The following is a 22,379-nucleotide window of genomic DNA, read 5'->3' as shown; positions in this document are numbered from 1 at the left end:
AAATGCAACAAAGTGGAAGAAAATACTTATTACAAGGGTTAGTGATATGTCAGTGTTGCAAATCCGTTTATTATGGAATGAGTAATGCTAAGGGAGGAAGAAGTTACTATCGTTGTCCTGGAAAACGTTTTGGTGAATGTAACAGCAAATCAATACGCGCGGATATACTAGAAGAGGTAGTATGGGAAGAAGTTAAGATGGTAAGAGAGCACATAACGAAGGAAAAGTGTGATTTATCAGAGGCAGATTGGGAGACTAAACTTAATATAATTAGAAAATTAGTTCAACGCATTGAAATTGATGATGATAATGTACATATAGTGTTTCAATTAAAAGAACTCTCTCTCGAAGGACAAAAAGAAGATATTCAACCTTGTACCAGAATTATAAAGAATGTAGTGCTATCAAATGCAATAGGAATGCATAAAGTTAGCAACGCCCTGGCTGCAATATCAGCTGCAGTGAAACTTGGAATTAGTGATGAAGAGATTAAAAAAGGTCTTTTGGAATTTAAAGGAGTAGCAAGGAGATTTTCTTTAATTGCCAATATTAAAGGTGTTAAGTTAATTGAGGATTATGCTCACCATCCAAATGAAATACAGGCAACCCTGGCAGCAGCACGTTCGATTGCTAAAAGAAAGGTAATAGGAATTATCGAGCCGCTTCGTTTTGCTCGTATTCGTAATTTTTTTGATGAGTTCGTACGAATTTTCATGATGTTTGATTATGTAATTCTCACTCCTGTCCATCCTCCAGAAGATAAGCCTATTCCTGGCTGTGGAATTGATGATATACAAAAAGCCTTGATCAGTAATGGGTTTAATGATGTGAAGATTATGAATGATGCTTTACTCATTTCACATTTTATTAGTAATTCGACAAGTTCAGGAGATGTAGTATTATTTATTGGTGCTGGTAGTAATATAGCTAAACTAGCGAAAGAAACTGCAAAGCTGCTGCTAGTAAAATAAACTTAAGCATTGGTGATTTATATGATAAAATTGTGTAGTAAAACTGGATCCCAGTGTCTAGGCAAACAACTGTACAGACATTGTGATATGGGGATAGCTTCCATTAAGAATGGTGTCATCCCAGTGCCCAGACACTGGGATCCAGAAGACTTAACTTTAAATAAGTGGCTGTATAATAAAAACTGGATTCCAGTGGGCTTTGTTGCACCACTCAAGGAAAGAACAGGCAGTTACTGATGGAATTTGTTATAAAATAGATATTTAGCCGACAAAGGAAAAATATGCCAATAAGAATGAAAGTCAGTAACTGCAATGAATATAACAAATTTCTTCAAGAAAGGGGAAATGTTTTTCATTATATCAACGATGCCATTGAAAATTGGTACGAAAATAGTCCAAAAGTAGCAGGTGGCAACAATGTCTACAGCGACAAAGTAGTGATTCTAATTCACATAATAACCTATCTATTCAGGATTGGTCTTAGGCAAACAGTGGGATTTATAGAGAAATATCTTGAGCAAATAGGGAAAATTTTGCAAATTATCAGCTATTCGCAGGCTTCAAGAAGGTTTAAAAAGCTTAATATCAAAATCAACGACTGCAGAGTTGATAAGAACGATATGGAAGATATTGAAATTGCTATAGATAGTACAGGTATCAGCATCTACAATAATATTCCAGGCCATAGTAAGGCAAATGGTACAGATAGAAAGTATCGCCGCTATGAGCAAACAAGAAAGCTACATGTAATGCTAGAGATAGGTAGTAAAAAAGTTATAGCTGCAAAATACAGTAGTGGAGTTTATTCCGACCACTATGGAGCCTGTGATCTTATTGAAAGAGTGGATACCAAGTATAACATAAGCACGATATATGCAGATAGGGCATATAATCGAAAGAAGTTATACAAACTGTGCGATGAGCTTGACATAAAGACAAGGATTCCTCCGCAAAATAATGCAGTAGAGCATCCAAAGTTGGATTATATGAATGAGAGAAATTCTACAATCAAGCTCATAAAGTCATATGATGAAGATGGTATGAAGAGGTGGAAAAAAGAGATAAATTATTGGAAGAGATCTTATATAGAAAGTTTTTTCTCGCGACTGAAGCAAATATTTGGATTTAGTTTTAGGAATAAATCTGAGATTAATCGTGAGAAGGAACTGCTACTCAAGTGTTATTTGCTTAACAAATTTACTGAAATAGGCATGGCTAAGTTTGATATAGCTTCATGAATTTATTATACATTACCCACTATCCGAAGAGCTGTGCAACAAAGCCATTCCAGTGTCAAGCACTGGAATGACACCATCTGCTACTCAAATTATCTGTTTATCTGTAGGTTGCAATGTTCGTACACTGAAATGTTACAGCGCTGGGGTGACATTTCCCGAACGTGAACACAATTGTGAATCTAGTGGAGGTTTAGCATGATGAAAAAGACGATCAGCAGTGTATTTGCAAGAGAAATTTTAGATAGCAGGGGTTACCCAACAATTGAGGTAGAAATAGAACTATGTGATGGAGCAACAGGTAGAGCCGCTGTCCCTTCTGGGGCTTCGACCGGTAAACTAGAAGCATTGGAGCTGAGAGATCAAGATGAAAAAAGGTATTGTGGTAAAGGAGTGCTGAAAGCTGTTCAATCTGTGAGTGAAGTGATAGCAAATAAAATCATTGGCATGGATGCAGCAAACCAGAGTGCAATTGATAAAGTTTTAATTGAACTAGATGGAACAAAAAATAAATCTAAACTTGGAGCAAATGCAACTTTGGGTGTGTCTCTTGCTGTTGCAAAAGCAGCAGCAAACAGTTTCAAAACACCGTTATATAAATATTTGGGCGTAGGGGAGAAGCAGATGCCAGTTCCGCTAATTAACGTCATTAATGGTGGAGTACATGCGGATAATAAACTCGATTTTCAAGAATTTATGATTCTTCCTGTTGGTGCTGAAACTTTCAGTGAAGCAATAAGAATATCTGCAGAGGTATTTCATAACTTGTGCAGCATTCTTAAGAAAAAAGGTTATAGTACAAACGTAGGAGATGAAGGTGGTTTTGCACCAAACATTGGAAGCACTGAAGAAGCTCTTAATTTGATAATTCAGGCTGTTGAATCTGCCGGTTATTCGATGAAAAATCACTTTGCACTGGGTCTTGATGTTGCTGCATCTACTTTTTATGAAGATGGAGTTTATAAATTTGAAAACAGAGAACTCACTTCAGAGGAATTGGTTCAGTATTATTTTGACCTTGTAGGCAAATATCCAATAATTTCTATAGAAGATGCAATGAATGAAGACGACTATGAAGGTTGGAAATTACTTACTGTAAAACTTGGGAATAAAGTTCAATTGGTTGGAGATGATTTATTTGTTACAAATTGTGAACTAATAAGTAAAGGAATAGAGGAGAAAATGGCAAATGCTGTACTAATCAAGCCAAACCAGATAGGAACACTTACGGAAACTTTTGCTGCTATTGAAATGGCAAAATCAAATGGCTATAGGGCTATTATTTCGCATCGCTCAGGTGAAACAGAAGACACAACGATATCCCACATATCAGTTGCGTCGAATTGTGGGCAAATAAAGACTGGCTCGCTGTCGCGTTCTGATAGGCTTGCAAAGTATAATGAATTGATGAGAATAGAAAGTTCATTAGGAGAGAATGCTAAATATTATCGCGGGTTAGCATGGATTTCATAGACGAAGTTAAATTATATTTAAAAGCAGGTGATGGTGGCGATGGCTGCGCTAGTTTTCGTCGAGAAAAATTCGTTGAATTTGGTGGCCCAAACGGTGGTAATGGGGGCAGGGGAGGAGACATAATTTTCGTCAGTGATGCAAATCTCAACACTTTGCTTAATTTTCGTTGTCGAAGACATATTAAAGCGAGTAGTGGAAAAAGTGGTACGAGTAGAGATAAATCTGGCACAGCAGGAAAAGATATTATACTTAAAGTTCCAGTTGGCACACAAATAATCGATGAAGAAAGTGAGGAAATAATAGTAGATCTTGATAAACCTGACATGGAATTTCAAGTAGTGAAAGGTGGAAAAGGTGGGCTTGGAAATACTAACTTTAAATCTGCTACTAATAGGGCACCAAGACATTTTACTCATGGTCAGCCTGGCGAAGAAAGAAATATAATATTGAAGCTAAAAGTTTTATCTGATGTTGGCATTATTGGTATGCCAAATGCAGGTAAATCTAAATTTTTAACCCGCTGCTCAAATTCTGATACGAAAGTAGGCGATTATGAATTTACTACTATAAGACCACATTTAGGTGTAGCAAAAGTAGATTATAGCGAAATTGTGATAGCAGATATTCCTGGAATAATCGCTGATGCTCATCTTGGAGTTGGGCTCGGACACAAATTTTTAAGGCACATAGAAAGGTGCAAAATTTTACTGCATTTAATTGATGTAACGCGCGATGACGTTATCTCAGCTTATAATTGTACACATAATGAACTGAAGCTTTACAATAGTGACCTTATCAAGAAGGAAGAAACTGTCGTGTTAAACAAATGCGACTTATTGGAGGAAGCAGAAATTCTTGAGAAGAAGAATCATTTAGCCAATTCTCTTGATAGAGAAGTACTGTGTTTATCAATCGACGATGATTTACAGCCCATTCTGAGGTTATTGAGTGAGAAAATGAAAAAAAGCGACCCTAAAAAAATTGATGTGTATGATCCTTTTAAGACATAAATTTTTTATTTAACAGTTGGTCACTTAAGGTAAATCCGATTCTTTCAGTATATTAAACACTGCAATTGACCTTGATCCCATTTTTAGCTATATTCACATTTGTAGGTGTCAATTCTTGGCTTGGGTAGCTTTGAATTTTCTTTAAGCACTTCGTATTGTCAATAAAAGCAACATCATTATGAGACCACATTTTTTTATGATCGAACATTTGTTTATTTAGAAATGCTACTAATTCACTTAGTGTAAGGTTAAATCTAATACCATCATTAGGGTCAAAAAATGTAAAATCATTGTTTCCATTCTTTCTTATTAACATAGAATGACCGTGAAATTGAGTTGTTGTTCTTTTAAAAGTGCAGAACTTGATATAATTTCCGTAACCAATACTATTAATATCTTTTTCAAGTATTTCTTTTTTTATACAATAAGACCCACTACTACTATTATAATTGATTATTTTTAGTTGATTAGGATATGTTAATATATTACAAGGATAAATTCCAAATAAAAATGCCAATGTTTTTTCGATTAAAGATGAGGTTTTTAATATGTGTGAATGTACTGTGTGTGTTTCTAGCTCACTGAGAATGTTTTCATATCTACTTTTTTCTGTAAGTTCTTGTGATGAGCCTATATCAAGTAGTAAATCGTGTTCAGTAACATAATTGCAAAGTATATCACATAACCCATCGAACTCTTTTTGAATTTTTGCAGTTAGGGGATATTTATAGTTAGAGGTTACATTTATTATGTCACCTTGTGAGAATTTTATATCTACTTTCTTTGCATAGAGATTGTTTATATCAAACACATTTCCCAATCTGTTAATGTTGTTTCTAATAGCATAATACATTGAAAAAATACCAACCACAGCAGATAATAGAGCAACAACACATAGAATAATGATTGTAGGTAACGTTAAACTTAAGGCAATCATGGGCATTACTGATGCTATGAAAGCTACACCAGCTATTGTTGAAATAACCAGAAGATTAGTATTACTTTTGTTAAAGATCTCTCTACTTTTCTTCATAAGAAGAAGATTTTAATACTAAGAACTAATTTATTATACTATATGTAGTAGTAAATATCAATAGAAATATTATTAATAAATCAAATTCTTTTATATAAGAAATAGGACTAGACGCTTAAAAAGCTTTTATCAAAAGCATTTGTGCTATAGAAACCTTATGTCTATTTTATTGCTAATTAAAATATATACAGCTGCAAAAAGAGCCAAATTTACCCTCATCTTAGAAAAGATTCAGAAAAAATGTAACGCACATGCGACAGAGATTAAGCATATGTGTGCACCCATTTGCGCTGAAGAAGATACGCTACATTCTTTACTTAGTTTGATTATTTGATAGAAAAGTCTGCAGACGAAGATAGATTTTGAGCTCTAAAAATACCTCTACTTTGATTATACTAAGATTAGATAAATAGGCGAAGTAATTTTTATATTAGTTTTTTAGTTGCCAATCAATTTGGAGTTCAATAACTTGACATTTATTCAATACTACTGTATAATAAACATGTGTATTTTTATACACTATGGCAATAAAATTACCTTGTAATAGGTGTATTGGACCCGAGGGCAGTACTCGGCGCCTCCACCATATTTTTGATACGGGGGCGAATAAGGATCGACATGCATAGTAAAGATGGTACCTTTGCTCGGTTAGATACCACCGCTAAGAGTTCATAATTTAGATGCAAACGATAACTTTGCTGCCGAAGACAATGTTGCATTAGCTGCTTAATTTAGGCACTATAACTTCATTGCTATAAGCACGGTTTAGGGAACGCCGGGTAACAGAAGTTCCCCCAAACATGTAAGGGTTATATGGATAAAACAGATTATCAGAAGTCGCTTAGTTATGCTAAATTTCAAGTTATCAAAAAGGCTTTGAATACTATATTAGATAATGTTTTTACTCCTCACTTAGAAATAGTATTTTTTACGCGCTTTAATGGTGTTGTCATACCAGACTACTTGAAAGAATCATACCCTACTCAAATGCTTATTATATTACAGCATCAATTTTTTGGTCTAAAAGTTCTTGAAGATAAGTTTAGCGTCAGTTTGAGCTTTCGTGGAAAACAAGAACAAGTCACTGTACCGTTTTTTGCTATTAGTGAGTTTCATGATAAAATTTCAGGAGATATTTTAGTATTTAGCGTTGATTCTGATAAAGAATACGAAAGTGAAAAATGTGCTGAAAAATCATCAAATGGTAGTATTATATCTATAGATCAACTTTACGATAAGTAGTTGCTTAATTTTATAAATAAAAAATATTGTATCTGTTCAGGATATCGACAAGACCATAGAGTAAAAGTGAGTTTATAACAAATGGTGTCATTTGAGTAGCTGACATTAGCTTTCACATAAAAAACGTTATAAAGCGCTTTCATGTTTACCAACTTAGTGCCAATCTGGATCCCAGTGGGCTTTGTTGCACCACTCAAGGAAAGAACAGGCAGTTACTGATGGAATTTGTTATAAAATAGATATTTAGCCGACAAAGGAAAAATATGCCAATAAGAATGAAAGTCAGTAACTGCAATGAATATAACAAATTTCTTCAAGAAAGGGGAAATGTTTTTCATTATATCAACGATGCCATTGAAAATTGGTACGAAAATAGTCCAAAAGTAGCAGGTGGCAACAATGTCTACAGCGACAAAGTAGTGATTCTAATTCACATAATAACCTATCTATTCAGGATTGGTCTTAGGCAAACAGTGGGATTTATAGAGAAATATCTTGAGCAAATAGGGAAAATTTTGCAAATTATCAGCTATTCGCAGGCTTCAAGAAGGTTTAAAAAGCTTAATATCAAAATCAACGACTGCAGAGTTGATAAGAACGATATGGAAGATATTGAAATTGCTATAGATAGTACAGGTATCAGCATCTACAATAATATTCCAGGCCATAGTAAGGCAAATGGTACAGATAGAAAGTATCGCCGCTATGAGCAAACAAGAAAGCTACATGTAATGCTAGAGATAGGTAGTAAAAAAGTTATAGCTGCAAAATACAGTAGTGGAGTTTATTCCGACCACTATGGAGCCTGTGATCTTATTGAAAGAGTGGATACCAAGTATAACATAAGCACGATATATGCAGATAGGGCATATAATCGAAAGAAGTTATACAAACTGTGCGATGAGCTTGACATAAAGACAAGGATTCCTCCGCAAAATAATGCAGTAGAGCATCCAAAGTTGGATTATATGAATGAGAGAAATTCTACAATCAAGCTCATAAAGTCATATGATGAAGATGGTATGAAGAGGTGGAAAAAAGAGATAAATTATTGGAAGAGATCTTATATAGAAAGTTTTTTCTCGCGACTGAAGCAAATATTTGGATTTAGTTTTAGGAATAAATCTGAGATTAATCGTGAGAAGGAACTGCTACTCAAGTGTTATTTGCTTAACAAATTTACTGAAATAGGCATGGCTAAGTTTGATATAGCTTCATGAATTTATTATACATTACCCACTATCCGAAGAGCTGTGCAACAAAGCCATCCCAGTGTCTGGGCACTTGGATGACAACAAAGGGGCTACTTGAACAGAGGCTATTTAGGTAACAAGAGGTGACAAGAAAAGAAGCGCTGGTTTCATACGTACCTGAACACTTATCCTGCATGTAATAAACATGATCAAAAAGCTATTCATACAGTACACATCTCTCCGTTAATTTATCAATAAGTTTTTTATCCACGTGGAATCAAAGGGTATAATATCTTATAGCTTATTGTTTACACCTATTTCAGCATAAAAATTATTGTGGGGCTTGATTTTATACATATCACTACACATAATAGGTTTTAGTGTAAATTAGTAATATGCATCCAATCATATACTTACTTAACCTGTTACTTGATCTTTACAGCTTCGTTCTAATATGCTCAATTGCTCTCGATTTGTTGATTAAATTGAATGTAGTTAACATGTATAATGAGATTGTAAGCAGCATAATGCAAACTTTAAACAGACTCACTTATCCTCCACTAAAGGTTATCAGAAGGTATATACAACCATTCAATGGATTAGATTTATCCGTGATGATATTGATAATAGCAATTCACTTTGTAAAATATACAATTACTTATTACTTTAAGTAGATGTTAAAAAAACAGCTAAAATCAGCGATATACTTGTCACTATTAATGTATATATATATATCGGTTTTTAGCTATAATTATAAAGATCCATCCTTAAATACAGCTACAAATCAGGAAGTAACAAATTTGGGCGGAGTAGTAGGTTCATATTTAGCTGATATATTGGTTCAATTTCTTGGACTCGCTAGTATTACAATAGCTACAACCATAGTTTACTTTTTAATTTTCAGAGCATCATTGCTGAAAATTATCTACCTAACGTTAATCAATGTAGCAATATATGCTATATTGTCGCAACTTTCGCTTGGCATTACTGCTAGATACATGCACGGTGGAATAGTCGGTAATGCTCTAATTGACCACTGCCCATTTTACATATTCACAATAGTAGCATCAATAGGTGTTGTAGGGTTGGTTGGTTGGAAGAGAACAGTTTATTCTTTACTTTTCCTATGCAAAAAAATAGCTTCCTTTTTTGCAAAGTTTCTGTTTTTCAGGTTACGTAAAACTACTGATTATTCAATAGCACCATTAGTAATAGAGGGAAAATATAGAACCACTAGACAACAACCAAAAGAAAGACAGAAAAAAGCTACCGAAGAGATTTTTAAACCACCTTCTAGCGAGTTTGAGTTTCCAAGCATTCACTTACTTTCTAAAGTAGAAGAATCTATGCAGAGAAAACAGTTGAATGCATTAGAGAGCAATAAGAATTTATCTCTGCTCGAACAGGTGCTGAGTGATTTTGGCGTGCAAGGAAAAATTATAAGTGTATGTTATGGACCGGTTGTGACTTTATACAAACTTGAACCACAAGCAGGTACAAAATCTGCAAGAGTGATTGGTCTTGCAGATGATATTGCACGTTCAATGAGTGCACTTTCTGCACGTATTTCAATAATTCGTGGACAAAATGCCATGGGAATAGAATTGCCAAACAAGGAGCGAGAGATTGTAATGCTGCGTGATTTACTTGAATCGCCAGAATACCAAAATGCAAACTTAAATCTTCCAATTGCGCTTGGCAAGGAAATAAGCGGAAAACCAGTTATTGCAGATCTGACTAAAATGCCCCACTTGCTTGTTGCCGGAACTACAGGGTCAGGTAAGTCGGTTGCAATTAACACGATGATTCTGTCGCTTGTTTATCGACTAAGTCCTGATGAATGCAAGATGATAATGATCGATCCAAAAATGCTTGAGCTTTCAATATATGATGCAATACCGCATCTAATAACACCAGTGGTAACAGAGCCAAAAAAAGCTGTTATTGCTCTTAAGTGGATCGTGAAAGAGATGGAAAATCGCTATCGTATGATGTCATATTTAAATGTGCGGAATGTAATAAACTATAATCAAAAAATTACAGAAGCGATGAATAGCGGAATAGAGTTGGAGCGCGTTGTACAGATTGGCTTTAACTCAACAACGGGTAAACCTTTATTTGAAAAAATACCACTTAAAATGGAGACATTTCCGTATATTGTGGTGATCGTAGATGAAATGGCAGATTTAATGCTTGTTGCTGGCAAAGATATAGAATGCTCTATTCAACGTTTAGCTCAGATGGCTCGTGCTGCAGGAATACACATCATAATGGCAACACAACGCCCATCTGTAGATGTGATAACAGGTGTGATAAAAGCAAACTTTCCAACGAGAATTAGTTTTGCTGTTACTTCTAAGATAGATAGCCGTACAATACTTGGTGAACAAGGGGCCGAACAGTTACTCGGTATGGGTGATATGCTTTATATGGCCTCTGGTGGTAAGATTATTCGAGTGCACGGTCCATTTGTAAGTGATGATGAGGTGCAAAATATAGTTGATCATCTGAAAACGCAAGGTGAGCCAAACTACATGGAGGAAATCACTCAAGAAGATGAAAATTCTTTCGCGGAATCAGAAGGTGAAACAGAAGATGAAGAGAACGATCTATACAAGCAAGCAGTGGCCATCATTCAGAGAGATCAAAAGGTTTCAACTAGTTACATTCAAAGGCAACTTAGAATAGGCTATAACAGAGCTGCAAATATTGTTGAAAGAATGGAGAAAGAAGGTATTGTCAGTGCTCCGAGTTACTCAGGAAAGAGAGAGATATTGGTAGAATAACCCTTAACTTAAACCAAAGAAAGTTATTTTAAGATCAATAGATCTCTTGCATAACTGGAATTCAAAAGTTCCAGCGCATGACCAGATATTTCTTATTGGATCCCAGTTGTATAGTGTTTAATACTAAATTAACTACTAAAAACGTACAATAGTAATATATTAATTAGCTAGGGGGTTAAAAATGGGTATAACCAAATTTGTATTCGGTTTTGATAAATCGGATGTAACAGCATTGCAGGAAAGTCAAAATATTGATGCTAAAAAGTTTCAAGAAGTATTTAGCGCATTAAAAGAATGGCAAGAAGCTCAAAAGATAGATGCTAAACAGTTTGAAGAGGTATTTAGTGCATTAAAAGAGTGGCAAGAAGCTCAAAAGATAGATGTTGAGCAGTTTGAAAAAGTTTTTGGTGCATTAGAAGACAAGATTGGTACTGAGCAGTTTCAAGCTATGCAAGAGCACTTAAGCGGCTTGCAAGAAAAATTTACAGGCTTAGAAGAAAAAGTAGAAACATTTGCAGACATGGTAGGGGGACAAGAACAAGCAATACTAACTTGTGCCATAGTCAGTGCTGTTGCTGCAATAGCTGTAACTAGTTTTGTTGCATTCTGTATCTATCAGGGAGTTAATCTTGATAAAGAAAAGAAAAACGACTTGTCTCAAGGTACACCAAATGGAAAAGTTGACGCAAGCAATGTTGTTAGTCATGAAACACCACTGATTGACTTTTTGAGTTGATAATGCTCTTCTTGAAGAGGTGTTACGTAAAATTTGTAACACCTTAAACTTTCTTTAGATTTTGCAGGTTTTGGTAGTAAATTTTTTAGAAAGATGTTTGTATTATAAAGTTAGTAGAGATTCTGATTTACTTAAAGTTCGTTAATTGGTATCTTTTAAAGTACAATATTCACTATAGCATGCTTAAGATCTTTTCTAAAGTTTTATTTACATTAATACTTTTGGTTTCTAGTTTCTTTACTGTACATAATGTTGAAGCGAAGTCTAAGGTAAAGCTCAGTAAGAGGTACATACCTCCTGGTAACCCTGGTGGTATAAATTTTCATGCAGATGAGGAATTTGCTGAGTCGTATAAATTATATGAAAAGCGTAGGGAGATTCTCAAGAAAAAAAAGTTACAAGTGCAATCTAATGCTAACATAAATAAAGAAGATCTAATCAAAAAATTAAAAGAAAAAAAAATTGCTAGCCTTGATAACCAGCCAAACGAGGTAGGGGCCTGTATAGTTGAAGATGAAGAGGATGCTATGATCAATCAGCATGGTATTAATCTTGCACGTTTAAAGGGTGCTGTATTTATAGATCAAGAGCCAGTTTCTCAGTATGAAAGTAAGCAGCATAAAAAAAGTGAACAACAAAAAGGGAAAAAAGTTACTTCAACACGAGAAAAAAAAGTTTCCCCTATAAATGTTACTATAAAAGAAACTCCATCAAGAAGAACGTGCTCTCATGATTCTATTACTGATCTAAATAGAACACCACAGCATAGTTTAAATGGTTCAAGTTCATTTGGCAGTGTAGTTGACACAGTAAAATAGTGTCACGATTAATAATATGCTAGATAGAGACCTGACATTGAGTGATGATGCATATGAGTCATCGCCGGTTTCCAGGCATAAAACTCATACTGTAAAAGTTGGACAAGTGAAGATAGGTGGAAATAATCCTATAGTCGTTCAATCCATGGCACTTGGTGCACATATAGATTCTGACAACATAAAAAGCAGTGCTCAGAAATATGCAAAAGAAGTAATAGAACTAGCGCATGCAGGTTCAGAATTGGTGCGAATTGCTTTGAACTCAGAGGAAGTAGCAAAAGCAATACCTTATATAGTAGAGGAAATAAATAAAGAAGGCTTTGATGGTAAGATATTAGTAGGCTGTGGACAATATGAGCTCTACAGGCTGATTCAGGATTATCCAGACAACATTAAAATTCTGGGTAAAATTAGGATAAATCCAGGTAATATAGGCTTTGGTGATAAACGTGATGAAAAATTTGAAAAAATTATAGAGTATGCAATAACGCATGATCTTCCTGTCAGAATTGGAGTAAATTGGGGTAGTCTTGATAAGTACCTTTCACAAAAATTAATGGATGAAAACTCCTTGTCTAGTAATCCAAAAACTTCTGATGTTATATTACGTAAGACGCTTGTAATGTCTGCTCTTGGTAGTGCAAAAAAAGCTGAAAAGATTGGCCTTAATGCAGAGAAAATAATCATTTCATGTAAAGTCAGTAGAGTGCAGGATTTAATTTTGGTTTATACGGCACTTGCAAAATCTTCCAATTATGCGCTGCATTTGGGTTTAACCGAAGCTGGTATGGGTAATAAAGGCATAATAAATACCACAGCAGGGCTTACTTATTTATTGCAAAATGGTATTGGAGACACTATCCGGGCTTCTTTAACTCAGCGCCCTGGTGAATCACGCACTAATGAGGTGGTAGTATGTCAGGAAATACTGCAGTCTATAGGTTTGCGCTACTTTAACCCTCAGGTGAGTTCATGTCCTGGTTGTGGACGCACAAGTAGCGATCGTTTTCGTATATTAACTAAGGAAGTAAATGGCTACATAAAAACTCATATGCCGGTATGGAAGAAAAATAATCCTGGTGTAGAGTATATGAAAGTTGCTGTTATGGGATGCATAGTAAATGGTCCTGGAGAGAGCAAACATGCAAATCTGGGGATCAGCCTGCCTGGGTATGGAGAAAAACCTGTTTCAGCAGTCTACAAAGACGGCAAATATTTCAAAACTTTACAAGGTGATAATATTTTTGAAGAATTTAAGGAAATTATTAGTGATTATGTGGAGAAGCATTACACATAAGCCTTTCACAAGTTTGTACTTAGACTACATTCTGTTTAGTGAACGTCAAATGAGACAATAAAGAACGTAAATTTAAAAAATAGATAATAGGGTTTCTTCTGCCTTTTTTTTATATGGTAAATTTCTTAATATTTAGATTGGCCCGGAGTAGTATAGAGATGTTATTCCAGTATCAAGGACTGAAGTTTCCTGATCTACAATATTTGTACAGTTATGAAATAGATGCAATTTGACATAAAAGCTTTACTTTTTGAAATTTTGGGTTACGTTTAATTTAACATATTTCAGTGGGGAATTTATTGTAAGTAGAAAGGAAGCTTTAAAAATATTAGGTTTTGAATCAAGCGATGTGCCCAGTGAACAAGAAATTAAATCAGCGTATAGAAAATTAGCCTTGAAATATCATCCTGATAAACATTCAGAAGCTGTAAAGAAACAAAATGAGGAGAAATTTAAAAAGCTAGGTTCTGCATATGAATTTCTTACTAAGGAAAGCATAGAAGAGGTTACAAATCTAACTGACGAAAATTTAAATGAAATTAATTCGCCTGAAGATTTGAGGTTTTACTTAAGTAGGGCTCTATATAATCAGGATATAAAGTTTCTTGAAAAGCTTTTTTCCAAATTCAAAAGCAGTAAAGATGGAAGATTTGGTGATTACATCAATGAAAAACTTATTTATATTTACTTTCCATTATCTATTGCTTTAATGCAAGCTAAAGATTCAAGAAATTATAGTATTTTGAAACTTCTTTTAGAAAATGGTGCTGATCCTAATATAAAGCTATTACATAATGAAGCTTCGTTATACTATTATATGGTTCTCGACGACAGCATAATTGTAGAGTTATTGTTACAATGTGGTGCTAATCCTAATATGTTAGATGAAAATGGTCGAGGTCCATTATATCAAGCAATCAATTGTGACAACGATAAACGCGAAAAATATGTAGAGTTGCTTCTAAAGTATGGTGCAGATCCTAATCAGAAGGTTAATGGCTCCAGAGTTATAGAGTGTGCTCCATATTTCACTAATAATGGTGTAATGAATTTGATTAAAACGCTTACTCTGCCATACGGTAACAATGATAAAGTTAAAAGGTTGATGGCTGAGTACGGTGGAGTTGATAGACGTTATCTACGTGATCAAACGATACTGACTTGTTGTTGCTTAACAGTAGCTTCTGCTACTTTTTTTAGTATAGCTTCTCCTTGGTGTTATATACCAACAGCAATATTTGCACTTGCCGCGTGTTTTTTCATTAAAAATGCTGTACATGCTGCATTTTTTGCAAAAGAACCTTCTACTGAGTTTACCGAAGCTAGAGCTTGTCCAGAGATTAGTAAAAGGCTATAATATCTAAAGTTTTAGTGCTGGGTAAAGATGAGAAAAAAGCATCCAGCAGACCTAAGTCAAAGGGAATGGACAAGAATAGAAAGCTACTCCAGAGTATCATACAGGAAAGGAGGAAGGTCGTCAAAGTATAGCAAAAGAGAAATATTAGAAGCAATTTTCTATGTATTGTGTATAGGTGTAAATGGCGGTATTTACTATGTGATGGGATACCAAGGAGAAAATTTAAAAAATCATATAAAGGAAGAATATGGTATGGATATTGAGATTGTCAAAAGGCCTTCATGTAGGTTCTAAGTCAACAAAGACACACCGCCTTAGCTACTACCAATGAGGGGTTTAAAGTGCAGCCAAGAAGGTGGGTTGTAGAAAGGACTTTTGCTTTAGGAATAGAAGACTATCGAAAGAATAAGATTTATTCACTGAAAATTTCATATATCTGGCTATGAGTAGAGTTATGTTAAGGAGAGAAATATGCTTGAATTCGCGAACAAGTTCTAATCATTAATGTTATACACGTTCTTTTCTTTTTCTATTCTCTCTTGTTCTTCAATACAATACATAGCAAGCGGATTAGCTTTAAGTCTTTCGACTCCTATTTCTTCTCCCGTTCCATCGCAGTAACCATAAATGCCTAATTTTATTTTTTCCAACGCCTCCTTAATTTTTTCTTTTCTATCTTTTCGGCGCTTAATTAATTCTCCATTTTCACTATCAGAATAAATACTACTATCTTCTAGATCTTGTTTCTCCAGTTCAGAGAGTATTGATTGTAACTTTAAGCTAAAGTATTCCAGTTGTTTTACGTTCATATATTCTTCATTTTCTGAAGGAACGTAATCTTCCGGTAACTTTATTTTTATTAATTTTTCCATAGCATTATCAATAAAATATATTAAAACTTATATAACTTGTAAACACAAAAAATTATACTACCCTCAAAGTAAACACTATAATTTATAATAAACATTTAAAATCCTGGTATGATTAGTTTGGTAAAAAAATTAGTAATAAATGATAATAATCTTACTTATATAGTATGTATTTTTATTATAATGTTAAGTTTATCTTCATATACACTTGAAAACAACAGTAAACAAGAAGTCATATTAACATTAACATGGATATGTGCTACATTTGTTTTGCAGATCTCTACAAATAATTTATTTACATCTGATTATCATGATGGAATATTAGAGCAAATCTTTTTACAGCCACTCTCTTCTAGGCTGATAGTTGCTTATAAAATCTTCGCTCACTGGTTGTTATTTGGGTTACCGATTTCAGTGATTTCTTTCATGTTCAGCTTTGCAATTCTAGGCAATAATATTGAACATTCAATAGCAGTTGGAGTGTCTTTATTATTTAATACGCTGATAATCATTAATATTTCAGCTACTGGAAATGCATTGATGATTGGTCGAAATAACTTAGCATCAGGAGTGTCGCAAATTCTTGTTTTGCCAATGATAATGCCAACTTTTGTATATTTCAAATTGCTAACTCAATTTGAAAATTTATCCTTGAATATTTATACACTACTAATCACCATCTTAGTTTTTGTCATTTTAATTGTTAACAGCACTATAACTACTCACATAGCATTAAAATTTGCTGTGGAGCAGGATTGAAAAAACTTACTAGTTATAGCCCTTCTCATAATAGTCCAAAAAGAGTAAGATATGGATTGATAGTAGTGGAAGGTAAGGATGCCAGTAGCAAATAGTTATGACTTAAGAAAAAAGGTAATGGAAGCATTGGATGAAGGAGAGAGTGGAGAAACTGTTGCCAAGAGATTTAAGATCGGAAAAACAACTTTATATGAGTGGAAGAAAAGACGTGAGAAAACGGGAGATTTTCAATCAAAAAAGCTTGGAAGCGTGGCATAAAATTACCGACTGGAATGCATTTGCCGAATTTGCAAATGAGCAAGGTGGCAAAACTCAGTCAGAGATGCTGGGGCAATATTAGTAGACAAACAATTCATCGAGCACTTAAAAATATAGGATTCACAAGAAAAAAAAGACCTACGGATATAAAGAAAGAAATGAAGAAAAGCGAGCTCAATTTTCAAAGGTTATAGCAACAAAAGAACCTAAAGAATTAGTGTATATAGATGAGTCTGGCATTGATAACACTGAACCTATGGGTATTGCCAGAAAGGACAGCGGTTTTATGCCCTAAAATCTGGAAAGAAAACTCAACGAATTAGCATGGTTGCAGCCTTAAGTGGAAGAAAAATAATTGCTCCGTTAACCTTTAAAGGCCACTGCAATATGGATATCTTTAATAAATGGTTTGAGCAGTTTCTGACACCGATTTTGGAACCTGGACAAACTGTTATCCTTGATAATGCTACTTTTCATAAGTCTAATAAGATTTGCTAAAGGAGTTGGTGCAGAAATTTTATATCTTCCTCCATATTCTCCAGATTTCAACAAAATTGAGCATTATTGGTTTGCTATAAAAAACAGAACCAGAAAAAACATTCCTTTATTCAAATCTTTTCGTCATGCTGTCGATTCTTCTTTCTTATGACCTTTTTGGACTATTATGGGAAGGGCTATATTTACTTGTATCTGCTTAGTTAAGGGTGTTAACTTAAGTAGAGATGGAGACATTAGACTTCTTGCATGAATTACAGCGTGTGAAACCATTATTGGATTTCAGACTGGCTGGTTATGCAAGAAATCTAATATCTATCGAAGAGTCAGAAACTTTTATAACTTACCTTTAATCAACCTAACCCATGCGTGCCAATCTCTCTCACCAAGATTGCTTTCGAAAGACAGAAGATCCTTTACGGCTTTTGAGCAAATTTCTTCACTTGGAATTGACAACTCCCTATTCATTGCTAGCATCAGGCATTGAGTTTTACAAGCTTGTTCTAAGTGATACGTATAAAACATTGCTTCTTGTATAGTCTGACCACATGTTATAGATCCATGATTGCGCATTAACATCACAAAATTTTCTTTCAAATCAGCTATTAATCTTTTTCCTTCTGTATCATCAAGTGCCAGGGAATTATAATCATGGTAAGATACCTTATTATAAAAGTGCAGCGCCCACTGACTTATTGGGAGTAATCCATCCTTGAGAGAAGAAACTGCTACAATAGAAGGTGTATGTAGATGAAAAATTGCTTGAATATCTTTCCTTGCTTGATAAATGAAGCCATGGATTACATAGCCAGTTTTATTATATTGATATTCTTTGCCTTCAATTATATTCCCATCAAACGATACTTTCATCAATGAACTTTCATCTACTTCATAAAAACGTATACCAAACGGATAAACATAAAATGACTTTTTATCTTCAGAACGTACAGAGAGATGAGTATACGTATGATCATCTAATTTAAGATAAGATAAAATTTGATAGGCGTTAACTAGGTCTCTTTTCAACTCACTATTTGTTAATAACATAGCTCTTGACTAAAATTTTCTAAAGATTTATACGTAAAAAAAAGTTTATTACAAACTAAAAGGTGAACCTACGTTAAAATACTAAGCACTTTTACTTGCCTTAGGTGATTAGAGTTTACATTTCTAGATTACATAGTATTTTAACTATAAAAGCGACTTTTTATGTAATGTTTCATATGTTTTAAAGCCTTGTTTTTATGTTATTATAATTGTAGGTTTTAATATTAAAAATAATATGATAAACGTTGAGATAAAAAAACAGCTAACAAAATTTTTCATATATATCACTGGTCTTCCAGGAAGTGGTAAACTTTCTACAGCAATAGTATTATCTAGTATGATAAATGCAGTAATTGTAAGTGGACTTGAATATAATCAAACTTCCAAAGAAGCTCGAGATAGAATATATAACACTACACATGTTATGTTTCAGGCAATAGAAGCCTATCTTATTGACTCAAAAAATTATATATTTGTTGATGAATTAATTAAAAATAATGATTACAACATAAGAATATATAACTCAGTAGTAGAACTTAGTAAAAAAATGAGCACAAAAATCCTCCCTATAGTACTTAGGTGCAATCCATTGATATTACAAGAGCGTACTATATCAAAAAAGCAAAGAAAAAATAGGAAGGTTACTAATATAAATAGTATTAAATTTAGGGAGGAAGATTTATTTGTACCACAAAATGCTATAGAGGTAGAAAATTCAAATATGAGTATAAAAGAAGTAGCAGAAGAAATAGTAAGTCAGATGTACAAACTTGGCCAAATTAATAGTGTTTACGCAATAGGCAACGATTTCATATACTGAGGCTCATTTAAATATAGAGCCTCAACTCCATTTAATTTTTGTTTATTTTTTAGTCTATAACGGACTAATAGCCCTGCATGGCTAGCATCCAACTTTGGTAAACTGCAATCCATATATGTAATGCAGTGCGTTTCAGGCTGGAGTTCACTTACTACAGCAGGATTTGATAGCGGTAACAAATTGAAATCAAATAACTGCGTATAAAACTTTTGATCATCTTCGATTATAGCTTTAATATTTTTTTTGCTATTTGTACAAAGTAGCGATATTGCATATGCTTGAGCTTCCAGGGCACTAACCCCATATAACGGCTTATTTGTAGCAAGATTTATACCTTGTGCAGTTGATATACCAACTCTGATTCCAGTAAAACTTCCTGGTCCAACTATCACTGCTAAATGGTCTATTTTATCGTAGCTGTAATTATGCTTATCAAACAAAGTATTCAGTATTTGAAAAAATGATTCTGCATGACTATTGTTTGCAGAATTGCGTTCTACAAAACAATTACCATCGTAATCAATTACTGCTATTGAACTACCAGCACCTACAGTATTAATTGCTAGAATGGACATCACTTAAGCTTATCATAGAGCTTTGTAAACATCATAGTGAACGCACCGTTACCCATAACATTTGCTGAAGTTATTATTGGGTCAAACACTATATACAATGCTGTAATTAATGAAAGCATCTCTGGGGAGAATTTAAGATACTTCTCAAGAACGGGCAACATTACCATAATCCCTCCCGCTGGAACTGCAACAATAGCAAATTTAAATAACAGAAAGTAGAGAAGGAAAGTCACATAGTCTGTTGCAGACAATGCACCACCAAAAGTCATTATCATTGATAGTATTATAATAAAAAAGCAATCACCTACTAAATGAAAGCTAGCGGTTATTGGCACAACAGATGATGCTATATCATGCTGCTTTACATTTTTTTTGCTTCCTTCAAGAGTAAGCGGCATAGCTGCATTACTAGACATTGTGCTCATTGCAGTAATAAATGCTGGTATCATATTACCTATACTAGCTATCCAGCTTGTGATCTTGAACGAATTTGCTGCTCCATATAAGAGAAAAACATAAAGGTAGGTTGCAGATGATATAATAATAAAAATTATTGAGTAATCCTTAAATATTATGGGTAAAACCTGATCATGTTCCATTTTTAAAGCAAGACCAAGTACAAACATTGGAATAATTGGCGTCAAAAATGTCTTCAAAATAAAGAGAGTTAAATCTAACATTTTGTTCGAGAGCTCTTTGCTTTTTTTTGGTAATATTGTGGACACTAATATGCTTAACACAAATCCACAAGCAAGGGCATAAAAATTAGAAAGCAATGCAGGTATCCTAAATGACCATAAAGGAACAATTGTTTCTTCATATGTTATATCTTGTATTGAATAAGTGTTTTGTGTGATGAAATGCCCAACAGAATAAGCTATTAAACTTGAAGCTAGATTCGACAAGAAAATCGTTATAATAAGTAACAATATAAACTTTATAGCCGACTGCTTAAGATTGTTAACACTACTAAAGATTAATGCAAAAACAATAAAAGGCATTATAAATAGTAAGATCTCTTTTATACTAAGGCTTATTGAATACAAGAAGGTTTTCACTTCCATTGGAACTAGATGACCAAAGAATACAACCGAAGTGATAACAGCAAGTAAGGTTAGTAATTGTAACATATTCTAATATAGCGATACCCTACGGAAATACATATGATAAATTAGCTGCTAAGTAAAGTAAAACTGCCTAGAATATTTGCATTACCTTCTAGTACTTGAATGAGATTTCAAGTTACAACGTTTCCACAAAGTATATAATTAACATCCACACCTTTGGTCAAGTTCCATTCACGCTTTATTACATTATATTCCATACCAGCCATGTTTTGCAGTATTACGTTGTTTTCCCTTAGATGATTTGCAATTTCTGATGGCTTGAGAAATTTATTCCAATTATGTGTGCCTTTTGGCAGCCAGTTTAATATGTACTCTGCGCCGACTATTGCAAGACAGAAGGATTTAATAGTTCTATTTATCGTCGATATAAAAATTAGCCCTTCTGGCTTCAACAGCTCTATTGCTTTTTTCATGAAAAACTCTAAATTATCGACATGTTCAACCACTTCCATCAACAAAACCACGTCATACTTCTTGTCATTGCTTAGCTCTTCAATGCTAGTGTGTGTGTATTCTATATTTAACCCTACTTTCTTCGCATGTGATTGTGCCACTTTTATGTTTTCCTCACATACATCTATTCCTGCAACGCTAATACCAATACGCGCCATTGACTCTGACAAAATGCCACCACCACAACCAACATCGAGCAATGATAGTTCTTTTAAATCGCATTTTTTTAATTCTTTTATTTTCTCAACGATGTATGATACTCTCACAGGATTCATCATGTGCAATGGCTTGAATTTGCCATTCTCATTCCACCATTCACCTGCTATTTTAGCGAATTTTGATATTTCATCTTCGTTATAAGTTTTTGTGGTTTTTTTCTTGCTAATATTGCTAAGTTTATCAAGGCGTTCTTTATGTCTACTTTCTTTTGAAAATTCTGTTTCGAGGAATTGTTTGACTATGTCTTTTGCTAATCCACTCGCAGTAAACCCTGCACCAAGACAAAGTATATTCGCGTTGCCATGCTCGCGAGCTAATTTTGCGATCTCAACACTATTACATAAAGCAGCGTAGATTCCTTCAAAACGATTTGCCACAGTACTCATGCCCAAACCTGTACCGCAAATTAATATTCCATAATTTGCTTTTTTGTTTGTTATATCTTCTACAACTTCAGCAGCATAGTCAGGGTAGTCTACACTCTTTTGTTCAGCAGTGCAGCCACGGTCTATCACTGTATAATCTAAAGTTTCCAAGTAAGCCTTTATTTCTGATTTTAGTTCATAACCTGCGTGGTCTGAAGCAACTGATATCACATCTGACATA

20 protein-coding genes, 1 other RNA gene and 4 pseudogenes are annotated in these 22,379 nt (G+C 34.1%); 19 read left to right on the top strand and 6 right to left on the bottom strand.

Annotated features, from left to right (window positions below; genetic code table 11):
• Positions 1-2: 2 nt before the first annotated feature.
• From OPR29_RS05985 to cgtA, 6 genes and pseudogenes are all read left to right on the top strand, one after another.
• Positions 3-137, top strand: a pseudogene (locus tag OPR29_RS05985) (recombinase zinc ribbon domain-containing protein); the annotation flags it as partial.
• A gap of 249 nt (positions 138-386) precedes the next feature.
• Positions 387-971 (top strand): annotated as a pseudogene (locus OPR29_RS05980) (glutamate ligase domain-containing protein); the annotation flags it as partial.
• 87 nt (positions 972-1,058) lie between these two features.
• Positions 1,059-1,208 carry a WPE palindromic element domain-containing protein gene (locus tag OPR29_RS03245; protein ID WP_264686144.1) on the top strand — a complete coding sequence of 50 codons (150 nt, stop codon included), beginning with the start codon at positions 1,059-1,061 and terminating at the stop codon, positions 1,206-1,208.
• Between the two features lie 44 nt (positions 1,209-1,252).
• Positions 1,253-2,209 carry an IS5 family transposase gene (locus OPR29_RS03240; protein ID WP_213863789.1) on the top strand — a complete coding sequence of 319 codons (957 nt, stop codon included), beginning with the start codon at positions 1,253-1,255 and terminating at the stop codon, positions 2,207-2,209.
• A gap of 195 nt (positions 2,210-2,404) precedes the next feature.
• A complete protein-coding gene (gene eno / locus OPR29_RS03235) occupies positions 2,405-3,679 on the top strand; it encodes a phosphopyruvate hydratase (protein ID WP_265025053.1) in 1,275 nt (424 codons plus the stop codon).
• Positions 3,667-4,689, top strand: a complete 1,023-nt coding sequence (gene cgtA / locus OPR29_RS03230; protein ID WP_265025052.1) for an Obg family GTPase CgtA — start codon at positions 3,667-3,669, stop codon at positions 4,687-4,689. Before eno ends, cgtA begins: the two co-directional genes overlap by 13 nt.
• 52 nt (positions 4,690-4,741) lie before the next feature.
• Here cgtA and OPR29_RS03225 read toward each other — a convergent pair whose 3' ends face one another.
• Positions 4,742-5,722: a hypothetical protein gene (locus OPR29_RS03225; protein ID WP_265025051.1), complete on the bottom strand. Its 981-nt coding sequence runs from the start codon at positions 5,720-5,722 to the stop codon at positions 4,742-4,744.
• Positions 5,723-6,187: 465 nt separating this feature from the next.
• On the opposite strand from OPR29_RS03225, the gene ssrA reads away from it, so the two are divergent.
• The 10 genes and pseudogenes from ssrA to OPR29_RS03175 all read left to right on the top strand — a co-directional run bounded on the left by ssrA (position 6,188) and on the right by OPR29_RS03175 (position 15,656).
• Positions 6,188-6,519, top strand: a transfer-messenger RNA (tmRNA) gene (gene ssrA, locus OPR29_RS03220).
• A 16-nt stretch (positions 6,520-6,535) separates the two neighbouring features.
• Complete coding sequence (locus OPR29_RS03215) at positions 6,536-6,964, top strand: ClpXP protease specificity-enhancing factor SspB (RefSeq protein ID WP_213863728.1); 429 nt, start codon at positions 6,536-6,538, stop codon at positions 6,962-6,964.
• A 263-nt stretch (positions 6,965-7,227) separates the two neighbouring features.
• Positions 7,228-8,184, top strand: a complete 957-nt coding sequence (locus tag OPR29_RS03210; RefSeq protein ID WP_213863789.1) for an IS5 family transposase — start codon at positions 7,228-7,230, stop codon at positions 8,182-8,184.
• Positions 8,185-8,552: 368 nt separating this feature from the next.
• Positions 8,553-8,831, top strand: a complete 279-nt coding sequence (locus OPR29_RS03205; protein WP_012481756.1) for a YggT family protein — start codon at positions 8,553-8,555, stop codon at positions 8,829-8,831.
• On the top strand, positions 8,832-10,943 hold the full coding sequence (locus tag OPR29_RS03200; RefSeq protein ID WP_265025050.1) for a DNA translocase FtsK: 2,112 nt from the start codon (positions 8,832-8,834) through the stop codon (positions 10,941-10,943). It begins immediately after the preceding gene.
• Positions 10,944-11,124: 181 nt separating this feature from the next.
• A complete protein-coding gene (locus OPR29_RS03195; protein WP_265025049.1) occupies positions 11,125-11,679 on the top strand; it encodes a hypothetical protein in 555 nt (184 codons plus the stop codon).
• Between the two features lie 179 nt (positions 11,680-11,858).
• Positions 11,859-12,497, top strand: a complete 639-nt coding sequence (locus tag OPR29_RS03190; protein ID WP_265025048.1) for a TRP75-related protein — start codon at positions 11,859-11,861, stop codon at positions 12,495-12,497.
• Between the two features lie 16 nt (positions 12,498-12,513).
• Positions 12,514-13,794, top strand: a complete 1,281-nt coding sequence (gene ispG / locus OPR29_RS03185; protein ID WP_265025047.1) for a flavodoxin-dependent (E)-4-hydroxy-3-methylbut-2-enyl-diphosphate synthase — start codon at positions 12,514-12,516, stop codon at positions 13,792-13,794.
• Positions 13,795-14,044: 250 nt separating this feature from the next.
• Positions 14,045-15,151 (top strand): DnaJ domain-containing protein, encoded by a 1,107-nt coding sequence (locus OPR29_RS03180; RefSeq protein ID WP_406848648.1) that lies wholly within the window; start codon positions 14,045-14,047, stop codon positions 15,149-15,151.
• A gap of 27 nt (positions 15,152-15,178) precedes the next feature.
• A pseudogene (locus tag OPR29_RS03175) lies at positions 15,179-15,656 on the top strand (transposase).
• Here the strand turns inward: OPR29_RS03175 and OPR29_RS03170 are convergent.
• On the bottom strand, positions 15,646-16,023 hold the full coding sequence (locus tag OPR29_RS03170; RefSeq protein WP_007302671.1) for a TraR/DksA family transcriptional regulator: 378 nt from the start codon (positions 16,021-16,023) through the stop codon (positions 15,646-15,648). The pseudogene OPR29_RS03175 and the gene OPR29_RS03170 overlap by 11 nt on opposite strands.
• A gap of 108 nt (positions 16,024-16,131) precedes the next feature.
• Between OPR29_RS03170 and OPR29_RS03165 the strand changes: the two genes are divergently transcribed.
• Together OPR29_RS03165 and OPR29_RS03160 are read left to right on the top strand one after the other, a co-directional pair.
• The gene (locus OPR29_RS03165; RefSeq protein WP_007302672.1) at positions 16,132-16,779 is read left to right on the top strand and encodes a heme exporter protein CcmB; all 648 of its coding nucleotides are present in this window, start codon (positions 16,132-16,134) and stop codon (positions 16,777-16,779) included.
• A gap of 78 nt (positions 16,780-16,857) precedes the next feature.
• Positions 16,858-17,686: pseudogene (locus OPR29_RS03160) on the top strand (IS630 family transposase).
• Positions 17,687-17,868: 182 nt separating this feature from the next.
• Here the strand turns inward: OPR29_RS03160 and OPR29_RS03155 are convergent.
• Positions 17,869-18,579: a class II aldolase/adducin family protein gene (locus tag OPR29_RS03155; protein ID WP_007302673.1), complete on the bottom strand. Its 711-nt coding sequence runs from the start codon at positions 18,577-18,579 to the stop codon at positions 17,869-17,871.
• 235 nt (positions 18,580-18,814) lie between these two features.
• On the opposite strand from OPR29_RS03155, the gene OPR29_RS03150 reads away from it, so the two are divergent.
• Entirely contained in the window at positions 18,815-19,399 is a 585-nt protein-coding gene (locus tag OPR29_RS03150) for an AAA family ATPase (RefSeq protein WP_265025046.1), read from the top strand.
• Here OPR29_RS03150 and tsaB read toward each other — a convergent pair.
• The 3 genes from tsaB to ubiG form a co-directional block, all read right to left on the bottom strand.
• On the bottom strand, positions 19,369-19,974 hold the full coding sequence (tsaB, locus tag OPR29_RS03145; RefSeq protein WP_007302675.1) for a tRNA (adenosine(37)-N6)-threonylcarbamoyltransferase complex dimerization subunit type 1 TsaB: 606 nt from the start codon (positions 19,972-19,974) through the stop codon (positions 19,369-19,371). The two genes, OPR29_RS03150 and tsaB, sit on opposite strands and share 31 nt — an antisense overlap.
• Positions 19,974-21,104, bottom strand: a complete 1,131-nt coding sequence (locus OPR29_RS03140; protein ID WP_007302676.1) for a cation:dicarboxylate symporter family transporter — start codon at positions 21,102-21,104, stop codon at positions 19,974-19,976. The genes tsaB and OPR29_RS03140 overlap by 1 nt, the downstream gene beginning before the upstream one ends.
• 107 nt (positions 21,105-21,211) lie before the next feature.
• Positions 21,212-22,378, bottom strand: coding sequence for a bifunctional 2-polyprenyl-6-hydroxyphenol methylase/3-demethylubiquinol 3-O-methyltransferase UbiG (gene ubiG, locus OPR29_RS03135; protein WP_149168875.1), 1,167 nt, complete (start codon positions 22,376-22,378; stop codon positions 21,212-21,214).
• Between the last annotated feature and the right edge of the window lies 1 nt (position 22,379).

The organism is Wolbachia endosymbiont (group B) of Pammene fasciana, assembly GCF_947251495.1.
Taxonomy (GTDB): Bacteria; Pseudomonadota; Alphaproteobacteria; order Rickettsiales; family Anaplasmataceae; genus Wolbachia.
Note: the sequence above shows the minus strand (reverse complement) of the source record. Positions and strands in the feature narration are given on the sequence as shown.